General features: G+C 61.7%; 17 protein-coding genes. 14 read left to right on the forward strand and 3 right to left on the reverse strand.

Going from position 1 to position 25,153, the window contains the following annotated elements:
• Nucleotides 1-68: 68 nt before the first annotated feature.
• On the reverse strand, nt 69-2,357 hold the full coding sequence (pvdQ, locus tag QRN41_RS05285; protein ID WP_285421267.1) for a bifunctional acylase PvdQ: 2,289 nt from the start codon (nt 2,355-2,357) through the stop codon (nt 69-71).
• Between the two features lie 215 nt (nt 2,358-2,572).
• On the opposite strand from pvdQ, the gene QRN41_RS05290 reads away from it, so the two are divergent.
• Nucleotides 2,573-2,950, forward strand: a complete 378-nt coding sequence (locus tag QRN41_RS05290) for a hypothetical protein (protein ID WP_034138242.1) — start codon at nt 2,573-2,575, stop codon at nt 2,948-2,950.
• A 1-nt stretch (nt 2,951) separates the two neighbouring features.
• Here QRN41_RS05290 and QRN41_RS05295 read toward each other — a convergent pair whose 3' ends face one another.
• Nucleotides 2,952-3,140, reverse strand: a complete 189-nt coding sequence (locus tag QRN41_RS05295) for a hypothetical protein (protein WP_285421268.1) — start codon at nt 3,138-3,140, stop codon at nt 2,952-2,954.
• 293 nt (nt 3,141-3,433) lie between these two features.
• Between QRN41_RS05295 and QRN41_RS05300 the strand changes: the two genes are divergently transcribed.
• Nucleotides 3,434-6,949, forward strand: coding sequence for a membrane-targeted effector domain-containing toxin (locus tag QRN41_RS05300; protein WP_285421269.1), 3,516 nt, complete (start codon nt 3,434-3,436; stop codon nt 6,947-6,949).
• A 49-nt stretch (nt 6,950-6,998) separates the two neighbouring features.
• Here QRN41_RS05300 and QRN41_RS05305 read toward each other — a convergent pair whose 3' ends face one another.
• Nucleotides 6,999-7,928, reverse strand: a complete 930-nt coding sequence (locus tag QRN41_RS05305; RefSeq protein WP_285421270.1) for a LysR family transcriptional regulator — start codon at nt 7,926-7,928, stop codon at nt 6,999-7,001.
• A gap of 117 nt (nt 7,929-8,045) precedes the next feature.
• On the opposite strand from QRN41_RS05305, the gene QRN41_RS05310 reads away from it, so the two are divergent.
• From QRN41_RS05310 to QRN41_RS05365, 12 genes are all read left to right on the forward strand, one after another.
• On the forward strand, nt 8,046-9,041 hold the full coding sequence (locus QRN41_RS05310) for an aldo/keto reductase (protein ID WP_285421271.1): 996 nt from the start codon (nt 8,046-8,048) through the stop codon (nt 9,039-9,041).
• 131 nt (nt 9,042-9,172) lie between these two features.
• The gene (locus QRN41_RS05315) at nt 9,173-10,738 is read left to right on the forward strand and encodes a M91 family zinc metallopeptidase (RefSeq protein ID WP_285421272.1); all 1,566 of its coding nucleotides are present in this window, start codon (nt 9,173-9,175) and stop codon (nt 10,736-10,738) included.
• Nucleotides 10,739-10,919: 181 nt separating this feature from the next.
• Nucleotides 10,920-12,914: a methyl-accepting chemotaxis protein gene (locus QRN41_RS05320; protein ID WP_167417069.1), complete on the forward strand. Its 1,995-nt coding sequence runs from the start codon at nt 10,920-10,922 to the stop codon at nt 12,912-12,914.
• Between the two features lie 89 nt (nt 12,915-13,003).
• The gene (locus tag QRN41_RS05325) at nt 13,004-13,462 is read left to right on the forward strand and encodes an SRPBCC family protein (RefSeq protein ID WP_040268434.1); all 459 of its coding nucleotides are present in this window, start codon (nt 13,004-13,006) and stop codon (nt 13,460-13,462) included.
• Between the two features lie 80 nt (nt 13,463-13,542).
• Nucleotides 13,543-13,989, forward strand: a complete 447-nt coding sequence (locus QRN41_RS05330) for a DUF411 domain-containing protein (protein WP_034138247.1) — start codon at nt 13,543-13,545, stop codon at nt 13,987-13,989.
• A gap of 3 nt (nt 13,990-13,992) precedes the next feature.
• Nucleotides 13,993-14,436, forward strand: coding sequence for a YqaA family protein (locus tag QRN41_RS05335; protein WP_285421273.1), 444 nt, complete (start codon nt 13,993-13,995; stop codon nt 14,434-14,436).
• 45 nt (nt 14,437-14,481) lie between these two features.
• A complete protein-coding gene (locus QRN41_RS05340) occupies nt 14,482-15,483 on the forward strand; it encodes an alpha/beta fold hydrolase (protein ID WP_167417068.1) in 1,002 nt (333 codons plus the stop codon).
• A 24-nt stretch (nt 15,484-15,507) separates the two neighbouring features.
• Nucleotides 15,508-16,461: a D-2-hydroxyacid dehydrogenase family protein gene (locus tag QRN41_RS05345; RefSeq protein WP_285421274.1), complete on the forward strand. Its 954-nt coding sequence runs from the start codon at nt 15,508-15,510 to the stop codon at nt 16,459-16,461.
• A 535-nt stretch (nt 16,462-16,996) separates the two neighbouring features.
• Nucleotides 16,997-18,550 (forward strand): glycogen synthase GlgA, encoded by a 1,554-nt coding sequence (gene glgA, locus QRN41_RS05350; RefSeq protein WP_080758739.1) that lies wholly within the window; start codon nt 16,997-16,999, stop codon nt 18,548-18,550.
• A gap of 19 nt (nt 18,551-18,569) precedes the next feature.
• Nucleotides 18,570-20,315, forward strand: coding sequence for a malto-oligosyltrehalose trehalohydrolase (gene treZ / locus QRN41_RS05355; protein WP_285421275.1), 1,746 nt, complete (start codon nt 18,570-18,572; stop codon nt 20,313-20,315).
• Nucleotides 20,312-22,396, forward strand: coding sequence for a 4-alpha-glucanotransferase (malQ, locus tag QRN41_RS05360; protein ID WP_285421276.1), 2,085 nt, complete (start codon nt 20,312-20,314; stop codon nt 22,394-22,396). The genes treZ and malQ overlap by 4 nt, the downstream gene beginning before the upstream one ends.
• Nucleotides 22,393-25,149 (forward strand): malto-oligosyltrehalose synthase, encoded by a 2,757-nt coding sequence (locus QRN41_RS05365; RefSeq protein WP_285421277.1) that lies wholly within the window; start codon nt 22,393-22,395, stop codon nt 25,147-25,149. The genes malQ and QRN41_RS05365 overlap by 4 nt, the downstream gene beginning before the upstream one ends.
• Nucleotides 25,150-25,153 lie beyond the last annotated feature (4 nt).

Genomic DNA, 25,153 nt, shown 5'->3' on the forward strand with positions numbered 1-25,153 from the left:
TGCCGGGGCCTGCAACCCCTTGATTTCAAAAATATTTCGCATTGGCATCAAGGGCTTGCAGGTTGGGTTCACTCCTTGATGACTTGCTGGCGGTAGTGTGGGTCGGCCTGGATTTGGTCGTCTGTGAACGGGAGCGGGCTGAGTGTTTTCTTGGAAAACGCTTGGGTTTGGTCCTTGGAATAGGGGGAGGCAGGGTTGCTGGATTGGGAGAATGCCAACACACCTTCAGCATGGGGGCCGTGGTCGTCGAAGGTGACGATCTGCAGGTAACTGCTGCCGCTGATCACTTCGCGTTTAGCATCGCTGCGGGGCACGCTTTGCATGGCGTTGTAGATGCCCAGTTCTTGAGGGCCGCCGTGGATCGGGGTTTGGCCGGATACTTGAACATCCCCCCAAGTACTTGTGGACGTCAGCCCGCGCTTGGCAACGTCGGCGGCGGAGGCCAGCATCGCTTCGCGCACAGCCTTAGCTACCGCTGGACGCTCGATAGCCACGCCCCGTGGGGTGGTCAGGGGTTGGCTCGGATCGAAGGCGACGCGCCAGGCATCGGGGATTTGTTGCAGGTGCTCCATCAGATTGATGAAGTGCACCAGGCCCACGCCGCTGTCGAGGTTGGCGTGGCGGTCCCAGGTTTTAAGGCTGTCGCACAGCGGTTGCAGGGTCTGCGCGTCAGTCGCGAGGTGGTTGGCGCAGAATTCCAGCAGGTCCGGCATGACCTGCCCGGCCAGGTACACCTCGTTATCCATCACCATATTGCGTAAGTCAGCGGCGTTGATCGGCCGGCTGCCGAGGCTGTGCAAGCGCTGCAAGGCGAAGCGCGCGCGCGGACCGAGGCCGATGCGGTCCTGGCTGATCACCGGCGAGAAGCCGCTTAACGGCGCTTGCGGATTGGCCAGCCAGGCCGAGTCGTTGGAATGCTGCACGTAGTCGCTGCGTAGCAACTGCGGCAGTTGATCGGCCGCAAATATACCCGGCTGAGCGGCCTTCGGATCGATATCCCAGGCGCAGGCGCTATGGGCGCCGTCCAGCACAATCATCTGCAAACCGGCGCGCGGGTCGCTGCACTGGGCCAATTTGGCCGCGCTGACGTTGGGCACCACCGACAGATTCATGTATAGGCTCTGGCCCTGGTCATCGGCGGCCAGGGTGTTGACCCACGGGATGCCTTGCAAGCTCTGCACCGAGGTTTGCAGCGCCTTGACGCTACCGGCCTGGTTCATGGCGTACCACTGTTGCAGCACGCGGTCGTTGCCCAAGTTGGCGTCGCGCAGGCTGAACGCATAGTGCCGGTCCCAATCGAGCTTGCCGGGCCATTGCACCACAGGGCCGAACTGGGAGCTGTACAGCGTGTGGTTCACTTCTTTGAGGCTGCCATCGGCTTGCTTGACCTGGACCGCCACCGAGGTTTTATCCAGCGCGATGGATTTGCCGTCGAGCAGGTAGCGCGTGGCATCGTTCGGGTCCAGGGTCAGGCGGTACAAGGTAAAGTGCTTGGACGTATCGACCGTGTGGGTCCACGCCACACGCCGGTTGAAACCGATATTGATCACCGGCAACCCTGGCAACGCAGCGCCCATGACATCCAACTGGCCGGGAATGGTCAGGTGCATCTCGTAAAAACGCATACCGCCCACCCACGGAAAATGCGGGTTGGCCAACAACATGCCGCGCCCGTTGAACGAGCGCTCCTGCCCCACCGCCACGGCGTTGCTGCCGCGATCCAGGCTGAAGCGTTGCTGCTGCGCGGCGGCCAGTGCGAAAGCCTTGACGTCGGGCTGCACACTGGCGCTCGCCTGGGGCGGTGTTGCGCCCACCAAGGCTTCGGCGAATTGGCCGACACCGCCTTCCACCAGCAGCCTGCGGGTCAGTTTGACCAGGTCCTCGGCCACCAGCGGCCGGACCCACGCACCTTGGCACTGGGCCGGCGCGCCCCGCTCTTGCAGATAACGGTTATAGCCGGCCACGTAGCCTTCGATGCGTTGCTGGATCTGCGGGCTCTGCGCCTTCCAGAACGCAGCAACCGCCTGAGGCGTGTTCAGCCAATGAAAGAACACATCGCTGGCCAGGTTGTTGCGCTCCTCCAGCGTGGCCTGCTCGGGCCCGAAGTAACGCGCGCGCTCGCCGTTGACGGTCACCACTTCGTTAGCCAGCAGGCACATATTGTCCTGGGCATAGGCGTATCCAATGCCATAGCCCAGACCGCGCTCGTCACTGGCCCGGATATGCGGCACGCCGAAACCGGTGCGCCGGATCTCGGCAGAGGCTTGCGTGGCCTGCTCGCGCGCCGATGCGGCCAGGCTGACGCCCAGCAATACTCCGAGCGCACATACCCTGGACAACCTGTTGTTAATAATCACACCGACTCCGCCGTCAAATGGAACGTCTTTACGCGGGGCGACCACCCCACCGTAAGAACGCACATCGGCCCGCGGAATTTAGCGCGCAGGTTGTGACAAAACCGATACCGACGAAATTTCTACATTCGGCGCTTCATGATTTCGCTCGCTCGTTCGTCTTATTGAATAAGAGCGCCATCATTTTCCTGATCAGGCTCTGATAAGGAGTTTTCTGCATGTACAACCCGCAAGTGCCCACGGAAGGACATCTCTCGGCCGCCGATGCCAACTTCGGCAGCGGCACAACCGCCTTCGGCAAGACGCCGGAGCAAGGCAACCAGCGTATTCGTCATTTGCTCAAATGTTTCGGTCTGCGCACCAGCCTGATCCGGCTGAAGGTCATCGACGCCCTGCTCACCGCCGCCGACAACCAGCGCACCCTCGGGGTACGCGGCGTGCACAGCCACCTGCTGGCGCTGGGCATTCCATTGTCGTTTCTCAGCGTGCGCGAAGTACTCAAACGGCTGTGCAGCGAGGGCGTGATCACCCTCAATGCGGACAAAAGCTACAGCCTCCACGAAGAGGCTGCCAAGGTGCTCGACAACAGCGCCTGACTTACGGCTTGACCTTGCGCCGCATGATGCCGTTGAGCACCACCACGACCACCGCGACGGCAATGGCGATGGTCTGGAACGTTTTTTCACTGATAGACCCGATGCTCTGCAGGTAAGACAGGCCAAACATCGTCGCCAGCACCACCAAGACAATCAGTATCGAATATTTCAAACGTTGCTTTCGCGTCATCACGACTTCCTGAATCTGAAGATTGTATTTACGGCCTTGCGCCGAACAGGGCGCGGTGGGCGTCTATGTTACAGACGATGAGAGGCTTTGGCTTGTTCGAGGCGGTGACCTCTGGCATTACGTGGGGCCGGGTAACTTTTCCATGCGCTACGGACACGAAGGCATACACAGTGCAAGCAGCACAGCCGGAACTTGCGCGGGCGTTTTCCGCAACCAACGGGGGTGCCTGGGGAACAGGGAACCTCCCAAAGACAGGCGCTTTTTCTTGATATGTCTGGAAAAGGTACCCGCATATGAACAGTCTTGCATCCGCTCCTGCACTGCACCTCAACCCTCAGGGTATTTCACCGCCCCTCTATCCTCAGACAACTCCATTGCAGCCGCTGGCCAGGGTTCAATCCGCAGCCATCGCACACCAGGCCCCAGCGAGCGCCGCGCCTGCCGGAGGTGCCCTGGCGAACGCGTTGGCAGACCGGCACAACCTCAGGACGCTGGGCCAACAGCTCAACGAAACCGCGAAGGGCCTTGGGCCGCAGGCGACGCCCCAGGCCGTGCGCACGGCGCTGAAAACCAGCACGATGCAAGCACATCCTGCATCCGCCTTTCCCCCACCGGGAGACTCCCCTCTCACCCTTGAAGCCTTCATCACCGCATATGGCTTGAGCCTACCCACTGACCACTTCAGCCTCGTCGCCCTAGCCGATGCGGTGCTCGACCGGGCTCGGGAGCATCCCTTGGGCAACTTCGGCGGCGGTTTGTCGTGGCCGCTTGAACTCAGCGTACAGGCGCAGCGCACCGTGCTGGCGAGCGCCAGGGACTACGCCATGCGCCACCCAAACCCGCCGCGCATGGGGCCGAGTCTGGGAATTCTGGAATACCTGAACAGCAACCAGCCGCTCAGCGCCCAGGCCATGGATGATCCGGCCACTGCGCTGGAAACCCTGCTGAGCACGCCACGCGCTCAAGCCATGGGGCAAGCGCTGCAGACCCAGCTCAACGGCATCGCCACCGCCACCAGCGCAAGCGACTATGTGTTGGCAGCCATAAATCTGGTACTGGACCCGCAATCCCTCGACGCACCCGCGTGGAACAAAGTGGCCGATTTCGACCTGACGCAAACCGAGCATTGGGGCAAACCGGCGTCGGCGATACGCGATGGGTTGAGCGCCCATCTGGTCGAGCAAGGCGATGCCACACCTGCCATGGCAACAGTTGCCGCTCACCTGTTACTGGCCAGGAAGGCCCCCGAGTTGTTGATCAAAGACCTCCCCGACAGCGTCACCTACGGCAGCCCGGCCTGGGTCAGCCTGTCGGTCGCGGCGGCCACGATTGAAGCGCAGACACCGGGCAAGGTGCCCAACATGACCTTTGCCCAAGTCATGATGGAGGCCGAAAGCGCCGGTCTGCAGGACCTGACCGTCACCCAACAGGCCCAATCCGATGCCTTGCGGGTCTGGGGTCTGGTCAGCGGCACACTGTCGGCGCAAGAAGCTGACCGTTACGGCCCCGCGGATAAGCAGAAGGTCCGCAGTGCGTTCAATGCCCAGGCCAACGAACGCCTAGAAGCCTCGGTGCAAATCGACACCGAAATCCCAAGCCGTCGCGCGATTGCCCTGGCCAAGCTCAAGGAGCGGTTTGGTGAAGACGTGCCATTTGAAGAAAAACTGCTGACGGTCAAAGCCACTACCCAGCCCCATGACGAGCCGCTGTATAACCCCAATCGCGCCCCGGCCGGCCGCCATTCGCTGCTGGATATCGCCATGAGCGGGCTGCACGCCTACCAGTGGGAAAGCCAAGACCCGCGTGTGATCGAGGCCACACGGGGCAAATCCATGGCGTTTGACGTCAACAGTGTGTTCAACGAGCAGTTCGCCCACGCCGTCGATCTGCGCAAAAAGGGCATTGCCACAACGGTCAAGCAGCTGATCGCTCGGCTGCCTTTAGAAGACAGGCAAACTCTGGAATACGCAAAACTGGAGTTCTACCAGAACCCGACCTATAGGCTGAGTACCGGTTTTACCGCCCGAACCCTTGAGCGCAAAAACCCCAAGCTGCTGATGAAAGCCACAGGCGCTGATGGAGAAAAGGTCTACGAAATTGACTTGAAACAGGGCGCCATCAGCCGGGTCCGCGACACGGTGTTGACCCAACCAAGGCCGCGTAACGGCAGCCTGGTGTATCCGATAGAGCGTTTCACCCCCGCCCACGTCAGCCAATCGGCTCTGGACTTGAACAAGGGCGTGAGCATTCCTCTGCCCATCCCCGCCAGCTTTTCAAGCGCGCGAACCCAGGCCATTGCGGATGTATTCGTCGAGCATCTGGACATCGATGGCGAGGATGCGGTCAAGCGCGCCAAAGGCACCACCCGCCACGATCAGCACGTGGAAAACGAGTGGAAGCTGGCCGATTTTTTTCTCGACCTGGTGCCGCTGCGCTCGGCCATCGTGAACTTTCGTGACGGCAATTACCTGGAAGGGACGTTCGATCTGGGCATGGATATATTCGGTTTCGTCACCGGCGCTGCCGGGGCCGCCGCCAGGGTCACCAAGGTCGCGGCCAGCGCGGTGAACACGACCCGTAAAGCTGCGAAGGTGGCAAAGATTCTCGGAACCACCGTCGTCAGTGAATTGAACCCATTGAGCGGGCTGGGCAGCCTGGTTGAGGAAGGCTCGCGGCTGATCGGCGATGGGGTCAAACGCGTCAGGGGCGCAAGCGGCGGGTACGACTTGACCAAGCGGGTCAGCGCCGAACACGGGCCGGTCACGTATGGCACTTTCAAAATCGACGACCAAGCCTATGAAGCCGATACCATTGTGTCCAACGGTCAGCGCTACGCGTACGACCCGGCCAAAGCCATGCCTTACGGCCCTCCCCTGGAAGGCTTCAACCCCCTGGACACCCTGGCCCCCGTGCACCCGCCCAAACATTTCCAAGGCCATCGGAATAACCTGGTGGGCACCGATGGGCGCCCTGTGCGGCCGCGAAAACCTTTGCCTTCGGGTGACTATGTGGAAAGCATGCGGGGCAGGCTGGAAGCCGACCATTTCAAGCCGGACACCAAGGCAGAGACCGTGCGACGGTTCAACCAGCAGATGTCGGAGTATTACGAGGCCATCGACCAAAATGGCCTACCACCCCGCCCTGCCATTCCACAGGTGCCCAAGCAGGTCCCCGCATCCGAGCTGCTGACGGAAACCCTCAAGGTCTCGCCCGGCGTGGTATTAGGTGAGTCCCACAGTCAGATGGCAAGTTTCAGGGTGCTTTACGACAACGTCACTACCCTCAAGAGCGCCGGTGTCACGAAGGTTTATTTCGAAGGATTGATCGATATGCCCCAAGGGTTGATGGACGACGGCATCGGTCTCCTCGGTCGATCCCGGCAACCGCGTACCCACCCGACCTTCGAGCAACTGTGCAAAAAACTGAAGGCCCACGGCATCGAAGTCTTGCCCCTTGATCACTACTACCTGACGCGCCACAAGGATCTACGCGGCGTTAACCTGCCCACCACGGCGGGCAACGGCTCAACAACCCGGCTACGTGAGTTCAACTATTACGCCGCAGAAACCATCCAGGCCAACTCCGGGACGGAAAAGTGGGTGGCGCTGGTCGGCAATGCGCACATGAACACCAGCGAAGGCATCCCGGGTCTCGCGGAGTTAACGGGCAGCATCGGCGTTGGTGTTTCTAACAACTCCCACGTGAAGTCACAGATCGGCTTGAAGGTCAAAGGCCATACCCCCGACCCCGCCCTTCCCTTGCGCCCCGAGGATGCGCCCGGCGACTTGCAGATTTTCGTCAACCCGTAGAAACGCATACGCCCCAGCCTGCCGAACAGTCAGGCTGGGGGCCCATCGATCACCCCAGCCCCAGAGGCTGACGCTGCAAACCGGTGCCAGGCGCAGCGCACAGTTCCACCAGCCAATCCACAAAGACCCGTACCCGCAACGACAACTGGCGATGGGGCGGGTACAGCGCGGTCAGGGCCATTTTCGGCACTGGCCAATGGGGCAGCACTTCTACCAGGCATCCCTCGGCCAGTTGTCGCATCGCGTGGTAATGGGGCGCCTGAATCAAGCCGTAACCGGCCTCGCACGCGGCGAAGTAGCCGTCGGAACTGTTGACCGCGACGCGCTTGGGCAGGTCGAACGGGCGCACTTGGCCGTCAATCAGAAATTCCAGACCGAAGCGCTTGCCGCTGGCGCTGGAGACGTACTCGACCATGTGATGGCGCGCCAGGTCGTCCAGATCAGCGGGCATGCCCATGCGTTCAAGGTAGGCAGGGCTTGCCAGAGTCAACTGATCCATCAGCGCCAGGGGCCGTGCCACCAGGGATTCGTCCAGGGCCAGGCCACCGCGCAGCACGCAGTCCACGCCTTCGCGGATCAAGTCTACCGGGCGGTCGTTCAAGCCGATGTCCAGTTCGATCTGCGGGTAACGCGCGGTAAAGGCCGGTAGTGCGGGGATCACGATCAAGCGGCCGATGCCCGAGGGCATGTCCACGCTCAAGGTGCCGCGCGGGTTCTGACGGCGCGTGGAAAACACCGCTTCGGTTTCTTCCAGGTCTGACAGCAACTGCACACAGCGCTGGTAGTACGCGGTGCCGTCCGGGGTGGGACTGACCTGCCGCGTGGTGCGCTGCAACAGTTGCACCCCCAGGTGCGCTTCCAGTTGTTTGATCAGGATGGTCACCGAGGCGCGGGGCAGTTGCAGGCTGTCGGCGGCTTTGGCGAAGCCGCCCAGTTCGACGATACGGGTGAACACACGCATAGCGTTGAAACGATCCAAGGGCTGGCTCCGTGTGGATTATTTAGAAAATACAAACAGTGATAGTGCTTTTAGCCGCTTTATCTCGGTTTTGTCGAGGATAACAATGAAGTCCTTCCCAACTCAGGAGTCCCACAGATGCAAACTCGTCAACTTGGCACACACGGTCCCCTCGTCTCTGCCATCGGCCTTGGCTGCATGGGCATGAGCGATTTCTACAGCCCCGGCAGCGACACCCGCGAAGCCGTCGCCACCCTGCACCGCGCCTTGGAGCTGGGGATCAACTTCTTCGATACCGCCGATATGTACGGCCCGCACACCAACGAGCAATTACTGGGCAAGGCATTCGCCGGTAAGCGCGACCAGGTGTTCCTGGCCAGCAAATTCGGCATTATCCGCGACCCGGCCACCCCCGCTTCGCGCGGTGTGGACGGCAGCCCCGAGTACATCCGCGCGTCCATCGACGGCACTTTGCAACGCCTGGGCGTCGACACCCTGGACCTCTACTACCAGCACCGCATCGACCCGCAGGTGAGCATCGAGGAAAGCGTCGGCGCCATGGCCGAGCTGGTCAAACAGGGCAAGGTGCGTTACCTGGGCCTGAGCGAAGCGTCGGCCACCACTCTGGAGCGTGCGCATAAGGTCCACCCGATCAGCGCCCTGCAAAGCGAGTACTCGCTGTGGAGCCGCGACCAGGAAAGCAACGGCTGTCTCGCCGCCTGCCAGCGCCTGGGGGTTGCCTTCGTGCCTTATAGCCCGCTGGGCCGCGGCTTTCTCACCGGCACGCTGCAAAGCCCGGATGACTTCAGCGCCGATGACTACCGCCGCTCCAACCCGCGTTTCCAAGGGGATAACTTCGCGAAGAATCTGCAATTGGTCGAGCACGTGCGCAGCCTGGCCGCCGATAAGGGCGTAAGCGCCGGGCAACTGGCCTTGGCCTGGGTATTGGCCCAAGGGGACTACATCATCCCGATCCCAGGCACCAAACAGCGCAAATACCTGGAAGAAAACGCGGCGGCGGTGTCCATCGCGCTCAGCCCATCCGAGCTGTCGGCCCTGGATGGGATTTTCCCCGCCGACGCCACTGCCGGTCTGCGCTACCCCGAGGCGGTGATGGCGATGTTGGAGATCTGACACAGAGCAAGCAACATCTTGCGGCGAGTACGTGGCCTATCAGCCGGAACGTTTGCGAGGCAACGTCCACGTATCGGCAAACCTGGTATCCCATCAGGTTCGCCAATTCGTGCTTAAAGGACGGACATGCCATGAAAGTTGCTGCTAACGCACAGCCAACTTGTGTAACAACACCCCCCACCCCACTTCGCTCGCCCGAAAACAACGATCCTTATGCACCTCCGGTCGATTTGACGCTTGGTATCGTCAACCGCAAAACCTACCCGTTGCACAGCGACGGCGACATTAAGATCAATAGGATCATTGACTGGTTTATGGACAGCGAGGGAAAACCGTTGATGCTCACTAATATGCTGGATGTTGAAACTGGAGGTCACCCCGACCACATCCATGTGCGCCGCTGGTCACACGACACGCTGCAATTCCTGATCAACGGCAAGCCGTTTTTAATCGACATGAAAGAGAATCGAGACCCGAGGCAAGAGCTTTGGATTACCGCCAATGGCGGCGACGACACCATCATCATCGACGATGACCTCGGGATTGGTGTGAGCATTGATTCAGGTGACGGCGACGACTACATCCAAGCCGGTGCCGGACGAACCCGGTTGTTTGGTGGCAAAGGCGACGATTTCATACGCCTGGGCAGCGGCCTTGGGTACGCCGCTGGCGGCGACGGCGACGACACAATAATCGGTGGCACTGGAAATAACGTCATCTATGGCAACAATGGCAATGACCGCCTCTATGCCGGGTTCGGCCCCTCGACCAAGCAAAATTACTTGGACGGTGGCAACGGAAACGACGAACTCCTCGCCGGCAGCGGCCACAGTGTGCTGCACGGCGGTAACGGTGACGATCATTTGACGGGCTATGACAGCACTACCTTTTACACGGGTAAAGGCCACGATCACCTTTGGCTTAACCAGCGCGATGACCGTATCTACGCAAAAGCCACCGACCATTTCGCGCGTGACAGAGGTTCAGCTTTCACCGAGGTCAAGCCCAGCAATGCCGGCAGCCAGGGATTCACGCTCAGCGTTCCGGAGAATACCTCCACGGATGAGCATATACAGCAGTTAGAACAAGGGCTCGCCGACGACTTCGAGTTCCTGCGCAGTTCACCAGCGGGCCAGTCTTTGCTCAAAAAAATGGACGAACTGGCCGTGGTCAATCGCGGGCCCGTCACGATCACTCCCGCTGTCCTCGCAGAGAACCTTTATGCCTTCGGCAGCACTGAGCTGAACGAATTGACCGATGAACAACGCCAAAACAGCGACGAGTCTATCGCAGGCTTCATAACGAAAGAAGGTACGCCCGGTGCCCACGCCGACCGGGCCACGATTGATTACGGTCCGGTCTCTATCCTCGAAAACATCGAGCGCAACAACACCGTTGTGCCTGTAACCGCACTCTTCCATGAGATGGTACATGCCTACAATGGCGCAACCGGCACTCGTCTACGAGGGCATACCCAGGAGTCGCCGGGGGAAAATGGGTTGGTCGAGAATATTGAACTTCAGGCCATTGGTTTGCCAAACGACGGCAACCCGTTTGACTTCGATAACGATCCGTCGACCCCACCGAACACAGTCAATCCTGCACCGTTTACTGAAAATGCATTGAATGCGGAAATGGGTAAACCGTTGCGGCGCAAATATGATTGGCCGGCCAGCCCACAAGGAGACGGCCAGTAGCCCTGCCTGCTTGCTGGCAATCCTGAAGACCCTAAAAGCAGCGATGCGCGCAGAGCGCATCGCTGCTGCAGTACTCAGATATTGGCACCATGGTACCTAAAGCTAATCGTACTCAAGCCGATACCCCTACGAAGCTCCAACAAAGCCGCGTCGACAATAAACGCTTCGTAAGGACGATCCCATGCCCCCACTGCGCTCCATCCAAGCCCGCTATACCCTGTTTCTGGTGTTGTTCGTCCTGGTGTTATTCGTGTTGACCATCGTCGGCATCGGCCAGTTGGTCGCGCCGACATTGCGCCACACCGAAGAGCAGGTGGTGCTCAACCGCATCGACGAGGTGGCGAAAACCATCCAGGGCGAGCTGAACAAGGTTCAGGCCCAGCAACGCAGCATCACCCAGACCATCCCGCTGCTGGACAGCGATGCCATCGACAAGGTCTTGCCTGGCCTGGTCGACCAGTACGGTGAGCTGAAGGTGTTCGGCGGCGGTATCTGGCCACTGCCAAACCAGCGCACCCCAGGGCGCAACAAGCACAGCACGTTCTGGCACCGTGATGCCTCGGGCAAGCTGATGGTCAATACCTTCTGGAACAGCGACCCGGCCCCCAACTATTACGACCAGAGCTGGTACAAGGGCGGCCTGGCCTCGCCGCGTGGCCAATGCGCCTGGGCCGCCGCCTACAAGGACGACGCCAGCCAAGAGCCACGCACCAACTGCGCCATGGCGATCCAGCGCGATGGCGCGGCCTATGGCGTGGCCACGATTGACGTCACCCTCGGTTTTTTCAACGAACTGGTGGCCAGCAAGGAAAAAGACATCGGCGGGCAGATGCTGATCGTCGAAGGCGACGGCAAGATCATCAGCAACAGCACGCGCCTGAACAGCCCGGTGGTGTTGAAAAACATCAGCGAACTGACCGCTTCCTCAGCCTTCGCCACCCAGGTCAGCAAAGCCCTGGCCCATCGCGACCAAGGCTTGCAGCGCAGCGAGTTCGATAACGGCGGCGTGGCCAGCACCTTCTATATGCGCCCGATCGAGGGTACGCCGTGGTTCCTCGCCACCGCCCTGCCCACCTCGTTGATCACCGCGCAGCGCGATGACGTACTCGGCACTTTGGCCCTGCTGCAAATCCCCATGGTATTGCTGCTGGTGCTGCTGGCCGCGTATGCGATCCGCAAACTGGTGCAGCGCATGAAGACGCTGAAAGCCAATATCGACGCACTGTCCACCGGCGATGCCGACCTGACGCGGCGCATCACCATCCGCGCTGAAGACGAACTGGGCGCCATCGGCCATTCCGTCAACCGCTTTATCGTCTACCTGCAAAACATGATCGGCGAAGTGACCCAAGCCACCGCGGCCATGTCCACGGGGCTTGAGCAATTGCAGCAGACTTCGGCACAGACCAACCAGATCCTGGTGCGTCATGCCTCGGAAACCGATCAGACCGTCACGGCCATCACTGAGATGAGTTCCACTGCCGAGACCGTGGCACAGAACGCCGCCGAAACCGCCGCGTTCACCCAGCGCGCCAACGAACACGCCGACCGCTCGCGCGTGGTGGTGGGAGAAGCGTCCAGCAGCGTCGGCGCGTTGATCGGCGAGGTCGCCAGCGCCACCCACACGGTGGAAAACATGCGCCAGGACGCCGCGCGCATCACCGAAACCCTTGAAGTGATCGGTGCGATTGCCGGCCAGACCAACCTGCTGGCGCTCAACGCGGCCATCGAAGCAGCACGGGCCGGCGAGCAAGGCCGTGGTTTTGCGGTCGTGGCCGACGAAGTGCGGGCCCTGGCCGCGCGCACCCAGGCCAGCACCTCCCAGATCAACGAGATGCTCGCTCGATTGACCACGGGGGTGAGTTCCTCGGTGACCGCGATGGAAAATACCCAGTCCAGTTGCCAATCGGCGGCGGACGCCACGGCGCGGGTCAACACCGGCCTGGATGAAATGGCCGGTTCCGTCGGCCATATCCACAGCCTCAGCACTCAGATCGCCACCGCCGCCGAACAGCAAAGCGCGGTGACCGAGGAGATCAACCGCAGCATGGTGCAGATCCGACAAATGGTCGAAGACCTGGTGCAGAGCGGCCACGCCACCGAAAACAATACTCAGAGCCTGCTGGAAGCCAATGGCCGGGTTATCAGCCTGATGAGTCGCTTCAAAGTCCGTTGAGCAGCGTTTGAGAACTCCCGTGCAAAGCACGGGAGTCAGACTATTCTGACAGTTCGAGATACTTCTTCCCGCCACACAGGAGGTGTGTCATGCGCGCTGTCGAGCAGTCGGTCCGCTTGGAGCGGATCAGTCAGGAACGCTTTATCAATGCCCCCCTTGAAACTGTCTATGACTACGTAACCCAACCGGACCGCTGGCACGAATGGCACCCCACTTCCCTCGGTGCAGAGACCGGCACCAGCGGCTCTTTGGGTGCCGGTTCACGCTTTACCGAGATGATCGACCTGCTTGGCGTACGCGTCCCCATGAGCTACCGCGTGCAGATCGCCCGGCGCCCCGACGAATTCAAATGCGTGTTCACCTCCCTGGCCGTTGACGGCTCGATCCACTACTTCCTGCAACCGTTTCGCGACGGCACGCTGTTTAAACGGGTACTGACCTACGAAACCGAATTGCAACTGGCGACCTTGCACGAGCGCATGCACGAACTGTCGGCCATCGCCCTGGACCGTCTGAAGCAGCGCCTGGAACATCCGCCCTTTGTATAATTTAGAAACATTACACTGTCGTCCCGTCCGTAAAAGCGCGGAGAATGCCGGGCTTATCGCCCCGATTGGATGAGACTCCGATGAAAACCCCACTGCGATTGGCCCTGCTGTCCGCCCTCTTCACCACTACCCTGGCCCAAGCCGCCGACCTGATCCCCATCGATGTACACCGTGACGCCAACTGCGGCTGTTGCAAAAAGTGGATCAGCCATCTGGAAAACAATGGGTTCAAAGTCAATGACCATGTCGAAACCGATATGAGCGCCGTCAAACAACGCCTCGGCGTGGCGCCGCGCCTGAACTCCTGCCATACCGCCGTGATCGACGGCAAGTTCGTTGAGGGCCATGTGCCCGCCGAGCAGGTGCTGGCGCTGCGCAAGCGCGACGACCTGCTGGGCGTTGCCGCACCGGGCATGCCCATGGGCTCGCCGGGCATGGAAATGGACGGACATGCCGATGCCTACCAGGTCATCGGACTGCGCCGTGACGGCACGGATGAGGTGGTGGCCGATTACCCGGCACACTGATCGGTGCTGATGGGTTACCTGGGGCTGTTCGTCGCCGCGTTCGGTGCGGCGACGCTGCTGCCCCTGCAATCGGAAGCCGTACTGGTGGGCCTGCTGCTCAGCGGCCACTACAACGTGTGGTGGTTGTTGGCGGTCGCCACCCTGGGCAATGTGCTGGGCTCGCTGGTCAATTGGTGGCTGGGCCGCTGGGTGGAGCATTTCAAACAGCGGCGCTGGTTTCCGGTCAACGAGCGGCAACTGCAAACGGCCCGTCGCCACTACGCACGCTGGGGGCACTGGACCCTGCTGCTCAGTTGGGTGCCGATCATCGGCGACCCGCTGACCCTGGTGGCCGGTGTGATGCGCGAACCACTGTGGCGTTTTCTGGTGGTGGTCACGTTGGCCAAAGGTCTGCGCTATGGCGTGCTGGCGGTAATTACCTTGCAGTGGGTGTTAATCCCGCGTTAATCCTCTCGCAACAGCATCCCAACACCTGTTTCAGGAGATGACACCATGCCGCCAAACCGCGTCCTTTATATCGCCGGCCTGTTCATGGCCAGCAGTGTCCCCGCCCTCGCCGCGACTTACGGCCCCGAGTTACAGGGCTTTCAATACCCCTATCCGCTTGCGCATTTCAGCTTTGAGTCCCAAGGCAAAACCCTGCAAATGGGCTACATGGACGTGCCGGCCAGCGGCAAGCCCAACGGGCGCAGCGTCGTGCTGATGCACGGCAAGAACTTCTGCGCGGCCACTTGGGAGGGCTCGATCAAGGCCCTGAGCGACGCGGGTTACCGCGTGATCGCCCCGGACCAGATCGGCTTTTGTACCTCCAGCAAGCCGGAGCATTACCAGTACAGCTTCCAGCAGTTGGCGCTCAACACCCATCAACTGCTGGAAAAACTCGGCATCCCCAAGGCCACCCTGCTCGGCCACTCCACTGGCGGCATGCTCGCCACCCGGTATGCGCTAATGTACCCCGCGCAGACCGAGCAACTGGCGCTGGTCAACCCCATCGGCCTGGAAGACTGGAAAGCCCTCGGCGTGCCGTACCTGAGTGTTGATCAGTGGTACCAACGTGAGCTGAAAGTCAGCGCCGAAAGCATCCGCCAGTACCAGCTCAACACTTATTACGTCGGGCGCTGGAAGCCGGAATACGAGCGTTGGGTCGATATGTACGCCGGCTTGAGCAACGGCCCCGGGCATAAACGGGTCGCGTGGAACTCGGCGCTGATCTACGACATGATTTATTCCCAGCCGGTGTATTACGAATTCAAAGACGTACAGGTGCCGACCTTGCTACTGATCGGCACCGCCGATAACACCGCGATCAATAAGGCGATGGCGCCGCCCGAGGTCAAGGCCAAACTCGGCAACTACGCCGTGCTGGGCAAGCAGGTCGCCAAGCTGATTCCCCACGCTACTCTGGTCGAATTCCCTGGCTTGGGGCACGCGCCGCAAATGGAAGAACCGGCGCGGTTTCATCAAGCGTTGTTGCAGGGCTTGAACGCCCTTTAACCCAACATTCGGAGGCACGCGTAAATGGCGCTACAGATCGCTGTGATTGATGACTGGCAGCAAGTCGCCGCTGACGTGGTGGATTGGTCGGCCCTGGCAACCGTGGGCCAGGTGCATTTCCTCCACGATTACCCAGCGGATACCACGACCCTGATCGAGCGCTTGCAAGGGTTCGAAGTGATTTGCGTAATGCGCGAACGCACAGTGTTCGACAAAGCCCTGCTGCAAGGCCTGCCGCGCCTCAAGCTGCTGGTGACCGGCGGCATGCGCAATGCCGCCCTTGATATCGGCGCCGCCCAGGCACTGGGAATTCAGGTGTGCGGCACCGACAGCTATAAACATGCCGCGCCGGAACTGACCTGGGCGCTGATCATGGCCTGCACCCGCAACCTGCTGGCCGAAGCCAATGCCCTACGCGCCGGTGGTTGGCAGTTGAGTCTGGGTGGCGACCTGCACGGTAAAACCCTGGGGATTCTCGGGCTGGGCAGCATCGGCCAGAAGGTCGCCGGGTTCGGCCAGGCGTTTGGCATGCGCGTGATCGCCTGGAGCCAGAACCTCACGCCGGAACGCGCCGCTGCGGCGGGAGTGACCTGGGTCAGCAAGCAGCAGTTGTTTGAGCAGGCCGATATCCTCAGCGTCCATCTGGTGCTCAGCGAACGTAGCCGGGGGCTGGTGGATGCCCAAGCCTTGGCCTGGATGAAGCCGAGCGCGCGCCTCGTTAACACCGCTCGCGGGCCGATCGTCGATGAACAGGCCCTGGTCCAGGCATTGCAATCCGGCCGCTTAGCCGGCGCAGCACTGGATGTATATGGCCAAGAGCCACTTCCCCTCGATCATCCTTTCCGGCACCTGCCCAATGTGCTGGCCACGCCTCATGTGGGTTATGTCAGCGAGCAGAATTACCGGCAGTTCTATGGGCAAATGATTGAAGACATCATCGCCTGGGCGGGGGGCGCGCCGATTCGGTTGCTGGGTTGATTGCGTCATGGAGCGGGCAGGCGAGCGCCGCGCTCCTCAATGGTGCACAGGGTGCATCAGATAGGTCGCAGGTCCTTTCTTGGGGCGACAATGTCGCCCAGCGCAGGGCAAGCCTGCTCAACCACCGAATGAATGCGGTCTTGCCTGGGGCAAATAGGTGCAAAGTGCCATCACACTCCCGCCCGCCAGCGGTTTTCCCGCATCGCATAAGGTTACAAGTTTTTTGTCCTACAAAATTCATGTAGAAACCCTACGCTGTCTGGGATCTGTCCTAGACTGATGACCGATGGGTCCCTTCCAAAACAAAAACCCCGCGAAAAAAATCTAAACTTTCCAACTCTGCCATTGGTCAGGTTTAGGTAAGGCGCGCCAGTGCGGTTTACGCCGGTTGCCGTCTATCCAACTTTTTAACGCTAACCGTGCAACTGGCATACGCCTTGCCAGATTTGTCATGCGCTTGTGCGCCTGGCCGCAGGACGCGGTCATCGGAGCTAATGGCAGCGGGCCATTAGCCGACCAACACGTGGAGAGAACTATGATCAGTGCCGCAGTAAGTATTCAGGGAGAGCGTGTTAGTCAGCCAGTTGGCGGGTCGACCTCTTTGGTCGACCTCAACACGGTGCGGCCGGTGTCCAGTTTCAACCCCAACCGAAAGAAAGTACTGTTTGTTACCTCGGAATTCGCCGATCTGGTGAAGACCGGCGGCCTGGGCGACGTATCCGCCGCCCTGCCTCGCGCCATGGCGCATCTGCATGATGTGCGCGTGTTGATCCCTGGTTACCCGCAGGTGATGGAAAGCGATAACCCGATCCATATCATCGGCGAACTGGGTGGCCACGCCGCGCTGCCGCCGTGCAAGATCGGGCGCATGGACCTCAAGGATGGCCTGGTCATCTACGTGTTGATCTGCCCCGAGCTCTATGAGCGCGAGGGCACGCCTTACGGCGCCAACAACGGTCGCGACTGGCCGGACAACCATATCCGTTTCGCCCGCCTGGGCCTGGCCGCCGCCGATATCGCCGCCAACCTGGCGCAGATCCACTGGTGCCCGGACCTGGTGCACGCCCACGACTGGCCCGCTGGCCTGGCCCCGGCGTACATGCACTGGCGTGGTTCACGCACGCCGACGTTGTTCACCATTCATAACCTGGCCTACCAGGGCGTGGTCAGCCTGGCTTCCACGCCGGAGCTGGGGATTCCGCCCCACGCACTGCAGCAGGAAGGCATGGAGTTCTACGGCAAGATGTCGTTCCTCAAGGCCGGCATGGCGTACTCCAGCCACATCACCACGGTGAGTGCCACTTACGCTCAGGAAATCACCACCCCCGAATTCGGCTGCGGCCTCGACGGTTTCCTCGCCGCCAAGACCCAGCAAGGCTTGCTCAGCGGCATTCCCAACGGCATTGATGAGAGCTGGGAAACGTCCACCGACACGCACCTGACCCACAACTTCAATATCGGTGACTGGGAAGGCAAAGCGATCAACGCCGCCCATGTGCGCAATCTGTTCGGGCTGCACGACTCCACCGGCCCGCTGTTCGCCGTGGTCTCGCGCTTGGTGTACCAGAAGGGTCTGGACCTTACCGAAGCGGTTGCCAGCTTTATCGTCGAGAACGGTGGCCAGATCGCAATTATCGGGCGCGGCGAGCCGGAAGAAGAACAGGCCATGCGCGAGCTGGCCCTGCGTTTCCCCGGCCAGATCGGCGTGCGCATCGGCTTTAACGAAACCGACGCACGGCGCATGTTCGCCGGCAGCGATTTCCTGCTGATGCCATCGCGTTACGAGCCATGCGGCCTGAGCCAGATGTACGCGCAGCGCTTCGGCTCATTGCCAGTGGCGCGCAACACCGGCGGGCTGGCGGACACCATCGAAGACGGCGTCACTGGGTTCCTGTTCAACGAATCCACGGTGGACAGCTACAAAGCCGCCCTCACCCGCGCCTTCAATGTGTTCGCCTACCCCGGCCTGCTCAACGCCATGCGCTGCCGCGCCATGACCCAGCCGTTCAACTGGACCCAGGCGGTCGAACCCTACGCCGAACTCTACGAACAACTGGTGGCCAAGGCCCTGGGGAAATCAGCTAAATAATCAAGGGAGGTCTCTATAGATGCCGTTACGGACTCTGGAAACCTGGCCCCACGGCGCAATCATGCTGGACGCGCAACACACGCGTTTCGCCTTGTGGGCGCCAGACGCGTTTTATGTCAGCGTTGAATTGGAAAACGGTAAATCCATCGCCATGCTGCCCCAGGCCGATGGATGGTTCGAAGTTGAAATCAAGTGCCCGGCGGGCACCCGGTATCGCTACAACATCGACGGGGAGCAGGATGTGCCCGATCCAGCGTCCAGGGCCCAGGCCTCGGACGTTCACGGTTGGAGCCTGGTGGTCGACCCACTGGCCTACCACTGGCGCCAGCCCAACTGGCAAGGCCGCCCCTGGCACGAGGCGGTGATCTACGAATTGCACGTCGGCGCCCTGGGGGGGTACGCCAACGTCGAGCAACACCTACCGCGCCTGGCCGAGTTGGGCGTGACCGCCATTGAACTGATGCCCTTGGCGCAGTTCCCTGGCGAACGTAACTGGGGCTATGACGGCGTACTGCCGTATGCCCCGCACTCGTCCTACGGCACCCCGGAGCAACTCAAACACCTGATCGACAGCGCCCACGAACACGGCCTGGCGGTGATCCTTGACGTGGTCTACAACCACTTCGGCCCCGATGGCAACTACCTGGGCCAGTACGCGGCAAGTTTCTTCCAGGAAGACGTGCACACCCCGTGGGGCGCCGGCATTGATTTCGAGCGCCGTGAAGTGCGGGACTTTTTTCTTGATAACGCCCTGATGTGGTTGCTCGAATACCGTTTCGACGGCCTGCGACTGGACGCCGTGCACGCCATCGATAACCCCGGTTTCTTGCAGGAACTGGCGCAGCGCGTGCGCCAGCAGGTCGATACCGGCCGTCATGTGTGGCTGGTGCTGGAAAACGAGCTGAATCAGGCCAGCCTGCTCAAGCACGACTTCGATGCGCAGTGGAATGACGACTTCCACAATGTGTTGCACGTACTGCTGACCGGCGAAACCGATGCCTACTACAGCGACTTTGCCCAAGACCCTACCGCCAAACTGGCAAGGTGCCTGGGTGAAGGGTTTATCTACCAGGGCGACACCACTCGCCATGGCCATGCCCGCGGCGAGCCGAGCGGTGGTCTGCCGCCGACTGCTTTCGTTGCGTTTCTGCAAAACCACGACCAGATCGGCAATCGCGCCCTCGGCGAACGTCTGCACCAGCTTTGCCCGCCCCAGGCGCTCAAGGCCGCGACCGCCCTGCTGCTGCTGTCGCCAATGATTCCGTTGATGTTTATGGGCGACGAAGCCAACGCCGCCGAGCCGTTCCTGTTCTTCACCGACCATCACGGCGAGCTGGCCGAAGCGGTGCGTGAAGGTCGGCGCAATGAATTTGCCGACTTTGCCGCGTTCCAGGACCCTGAACGCCGCGAACACATCCCGGACCCGAATGCGCTGTCGACCTTGCAACAGTCCATGCCAACCCTGGCCGACCAAGACCATGTGGCGTTTTACCGCGAGCTGTTGAGCCTGCGTCATCGCCATATCGTCCCGCACCTGCCTGGCAGTGTGGCGCTGGGTGCCCAGGTACTTGGCGACGCAGCGGTCAGCGCGCGCTGGCGTCTGGGTAACGGCAGCGTGTTGCAGATCGATCTGAACCTCAGTGCCACTGCCTTGGAACATTCCACGGCGCCGCACCTGATTTTTGCAACGCCCGCCGGCGACAGCACACACCTGCCGCCGTACAGCGCACGCGTCACCCTATCCCCTGCTGGAGAACACCCTTGAGCGAAGCGAAACTGGAAATCCTCGCCAGCCGCGCGGGCCTGGCCGTCGATTGGATCGACGCCAACGGCCGCCCGCAACACGTACAACCCGACGCCCTGCGCGCGGTGCTCAAAGGTCTTGGCCACCCGGCCGACACTGATGCCGAAATCGAAGCCAGCCTGGACGAACTGGAACAGGCCCAGCTGAGCAAGCATCTGCCGCCGTTGTTGACCGTCGACAGCGGTGAGAGCTTGGACCTGGCACGCTATTTCGAACCAGATACCCTGTGCCGCGTGCACTTGGAGCAAGGCGAAACCCTGGAGCTGCGGCTGGACGGCAACGCGGTGCTGCCCGGCGTGATTGCCTTGGGTTATCACCAAGTGCAGATCAACGACCAGACGTTCACCCTGGCCGTGGCCCCCACCCACTGCTACAGCGTGGCCGAAGCGGTGGACTGCCAACCCGCCCGCGCTTGGGGCATCAGTGCGCAACTCTATAGCCTGCGCCGCCTCAACGATGGTGGCTTTGGTGACACCCTGGCCCTGGAACACCTGGCCCGCGCAGCCGCCGAGCGGGGCGCCGATGCCCTGGCCATCAGCCCGATGCACGCGATGTTCAGCGCCGACCCGCAGCGATACAGCCCGTATTCGCCATCGAGCCGGCTGTTTCTCAACAGCCTGTACGCTTCACCGGCCTGCATCCTCGGCGAGCGCGAAGTGTGCAATGCCATCGAAGCCCTGGGCATCGCCGATGAGCTGCACGACCTCGAACAGCTCGACCTGATCGACTGGCCTGCCGCCGCCCAGGCCAAGCAGCGTTTGCTGCGTGCGCTGTATGAAGATTTCCGCCACGGCCATCACCCGCAACATGCTGACTTCCTGAGTTTCCGTCAGACCGGCGGCGAGGCCCTGGAAAACCATTGCCGCTTCGAAGCGGTGCAAGCCATGCGCGCTGCCGCTGGTGAAAGCCTCGACTGGCGCCACTGGCCCGCAGAGTGGCGCACCCCGCAAAGCCCGGCGCTGGCAACATTTGCCGAAGAGCACCGCGAAGAGGTCGGCTTCTACGCCTTTGCCCAATGGCTGATCGCGCGTTGCCTGGAGCGCGCCCAACAAGCGGCCCGTGGCAGTGGCATGGGGGTTGGCCTGATCGCTGACCTGGCGGTGGGCGCCGACGGCGGCGGCAGCCAGGCCTGGAGTCGCCAGGACGAGTTGCTGGCCAACCTCACCGTGGGGGCGCCGCCCGACATCCTCAACCGTGCCGGCCAGGGCTGGGGGATTTCCGCGTTCTCCCCCGAGGGCCTCAAGCGCCACGGATTCCGTGCGTTTATCGAAATGCTGCGGGCCAACTTCGCCCATGCCGGCGGCTTGCGCATCGACCATGTCATGGGCCTGCAACGCCTGTGGGTGATCCCCATGGACGCCTCGCCCAAAGAAGGTGCGTACCTGTATTACCCTGTGGACGACATGCTGCGTCTGCTTGCGCTGGAGTCCCATCGTCACCAGGCTATTGTGCTAGGCGAAGACTTGGGCACCGTGCCCGACGGCCTGCGCGAAAAACTCATCGGCCGCGCCATACTCGGCATGCGCGTGCTGCTGTTCGAACAAGGCCACGACGGCCAGTTCAAGCCGATCCTCGACTGGCCCGACAACGCCCTCGCCACCACCAGCACCCACGACCTGCCGACCCTCAACGGTTGGTGGCACAGCCGCGACATCGACTGGAATATCCAGCTCGGCCTGATCGACGCGCCCACCGTGGAGCAATGGAGCGAACATCGCCTGCGCGAACGCCAGGCGCTGCGCCAAGCCCTGAGCCAGGACCCGCAGAACTTCGTCGATGAGATCCGCAACGAAACCGACCATATGATCGACGCCAGCGTGCGCTACCTGGGCCACACCCGCGCGCCCCTGGTGCTGTTGCCGCTGGAGGATGCCCTGGGCATCGAAGAACAAGCCAACCTGCCCGGCACCACCGATACCCATCCCAATTGGCGCCGCCGCCTGCCGGGCGAGGCCGCCAGCCTGCTCGACAACGCCGGCGCCGCGCGTCGCCTCGAACTGCTGGCCGTCGCGCGTAACCAAGCCTATGAGCGTGACCGATGAAAGCACTGCCCTTGCGCGCCACTCAGCGCCTGCAATTCCATAAAGGTTTCACCCTGGACGATGCGGTGCCGCTGGTGCCGTATTTTGCCCAACTGGGTATCAGCCACCTGTATGCCTCGCCGTTGCTCAGCGCGCGCGCCGGCTCCATGCACGGTTACGACGTGGTCGACCCGACCCGGGTCAACCCTGAACTGGGCGGTGAGGACGCGTTGCGCCGTCTGGTCGCGGCCCTGCGTGAACACGACATGGGCCTGATTCTGGATATCGTTTCTAACCACATGGCCGTGGGCGGCGCCGATAACCCTTGGTGGCTGGACCTGCTCGAATGGGGGCGTTTGAGCCCCTACAGCGAATTTTTCGATATCCAGTGGCACTCTCCCGACCCGCTGCTCAAAGGCCAATTGCTGATGCCGTTCCTGGGCAGCGACTACGGCGAAGCCCTGCAAAGTGGCACCTTGACCCTGCATTTCGAGGCTGACCACGGATCGTTCTACGTCGAGCATTACGAACATCGCTTCCCGATCTGCCCACGGGATTACGCGTTGATTCTGGGCAACGACGAACCGCTCAAACCACTGGCGGACCGTTTCGCTGCCCTGGCCTATCAGGACGATGCCTACGCCGAAGCCGCCTGGCTCAAACAGGCCCTGGCCGAGCGGGCCACCGAGGTACTGCCGGCCATCGAGCAGCGCTTGGCCCAGTTTGACGGTCGCCAAACCGAGGGCTTCGAACGCCTGCACCAACTCTTGGAGCAGCAAGCCTATCGCTTGGCCAGCTGGCGCACGGCGGCGGACGATATCAACTGGCGGCGCTTCTTCGACGTCAATGAATTGGGCGGCCTGCGCGTAGAGCGCAGCGCGGTGTTCGAAGCCACCCACGGCAAGATTTTCGAGCTGATCAGCCAAGGCCTGGTGGATGGCCTGCGCATCGACCATATCGATGGCCTGGCCGACCCGCGCGGTTATTGCCGCAAGCTGCGCCGCCGGGTCGATACGTTGGCCCCCGAGCGGCACCTGCCGATTTTTGTCGAGAAGATCCTCGGCGAAGGCGAAACCCTGCGCGAAGACTGGCAAGTGGACGGCACCACGGGCTACGAATTCATGAATCAGCTGTCGCTGTTGCAGCACCAGCCCGAAGGCTTCGAGCCCCTGGCCGAGCTGTGGACGCGCCTGAGCGAGCGGCCTGCGGCGTTTATCGAAGAGGCCCGCCTGGCACGCCAACAGATCCTCAACGGCTCCCTGGGCGGCGATTTCGAAAGCGTGGCCCAGGCGCTGCTGCAAGTGGCGCGCGACGACGTAATGACCCGCGACTTCACCCTCGGCGCCATCCGCCGTGCATTGCAGGAGTTGATCGTGCACTTCCCGGTGTACCGCACCTACATCAGCGCCCGTGGCCGCAGCGCCGCCGATGACAAGGTGTTCCAACAGGCCATGGACGGCGCGCGCAGCACGTTGAGCGAAGGCGACTGGCCGGTGCTTGAGCACCTGCAAAAATGGCTCGGCGGCCAGCCGTGGCGTGATCGCCCGGTGGGGCGCGAGCGCAAGATTCTCAAACATGCCTGCGTGCGCTTCCAGCAGCTGACTTCCCCCGCCGCCGCCAAGGCGGTGGAAGACACCGCGTTCTATCGTTCGGCGGTGCTGCTGTCGCGTAACGATGTGGGTTTCAGTACCGAGCAATTCAGTGCTCCGTTGGCCGACTTCCATCAGGTCAACCAACAGCGCCTGCTGGCGTTCCCGGACAACCTGCTGGCCACCGCGACCCATGACCACAAACGCGGCGAAGACACCCGTGCGCGCCTGGCGGTGCTCAGTGAGTGCGCGCCGTGGTATGTGGCTCAAGTTGAACAGTGGCGCAGTCTGGCCGCCCCGCTGCGCGACGACGCCTGCGCGCCGTCGGCCGGTGATGAGCTGATCCTCTATCAAGTGCTGGTGGGCAGTTGGCCACTGGATCTGGACCCTGGCGCGTCGCTGGAGACTTACCAACAACGCCTGTGGCAATGGCAACAAAAAGCCCTGCGCGAAGCCAAGTTGCAAAGCAGCTGGAGCGCGCCCAACGAAGCTTATGAACAAGCGGTCGAAGCCTTCCTGTCGCGCCTGCTGTTGACCGAAGCCGGTCGCCCGTTGCGCACCGCGATTGCCGCCGCTGCCCAAGCCATCGCCCCGGCCGGCGCCCTGAATGGACTGGCGCAAACCTTGCTTCGCATGACGGTGCCGGGTGTACCGGACTTGTACCAGGGCGCCGAGTTCTGGGACTTCAGCCTGGTGGACCCGGACAACCGTCGTCCGGTGGACTTCAACGCACGGCAACAAGCGCTGAACACCCCGTCGGGCACCGATCAACTGCTGACCCACTGGCACGACGGGCGCATCAAGCAGGCGTTGATTGCCCAGGTGTTGGGCTTGCGCAGCGCCCAGCCCGAACTGTTCCGCCACGGCAGCTACACACCGCTGGAGGTACTCGGTCAACACGCCGACCGCGTGGTGGCGTTCAGCCGCGAACACCAGGGCAAACAACTGGTGGTGGTGGTGCCACGCTGGTCCCATGCGCTGCTTGAAAACGGTGTGCAGCCCCGGATTCCTGCGCAGGTTTGGGGCGATACCCGGGTGAAATTACCGTTCGCCGCGTCAACGCAAAACTGGAAGGGACTTTTTCAAACGGGCGCAGTCACACCAGACAAGGAGCTGTTGATCAGCACTGCCCTGGGGGAATTCCCGGTCAATGTCTTTATCAATTCTGATGATCAAGAAAGCTGAACAT

This window comes from Pseudomonas sp. efr-133-TYG-23 (assembly GCF_030209215.1).
GTDB classification, from domain to species: Bacteria; Pseudomonadota; Gammaproteobacteria; order Pseudomonadales; family Pseudomonadaceae; genus Aquipseudomonas; species Aquipseudomonas rhodesiae.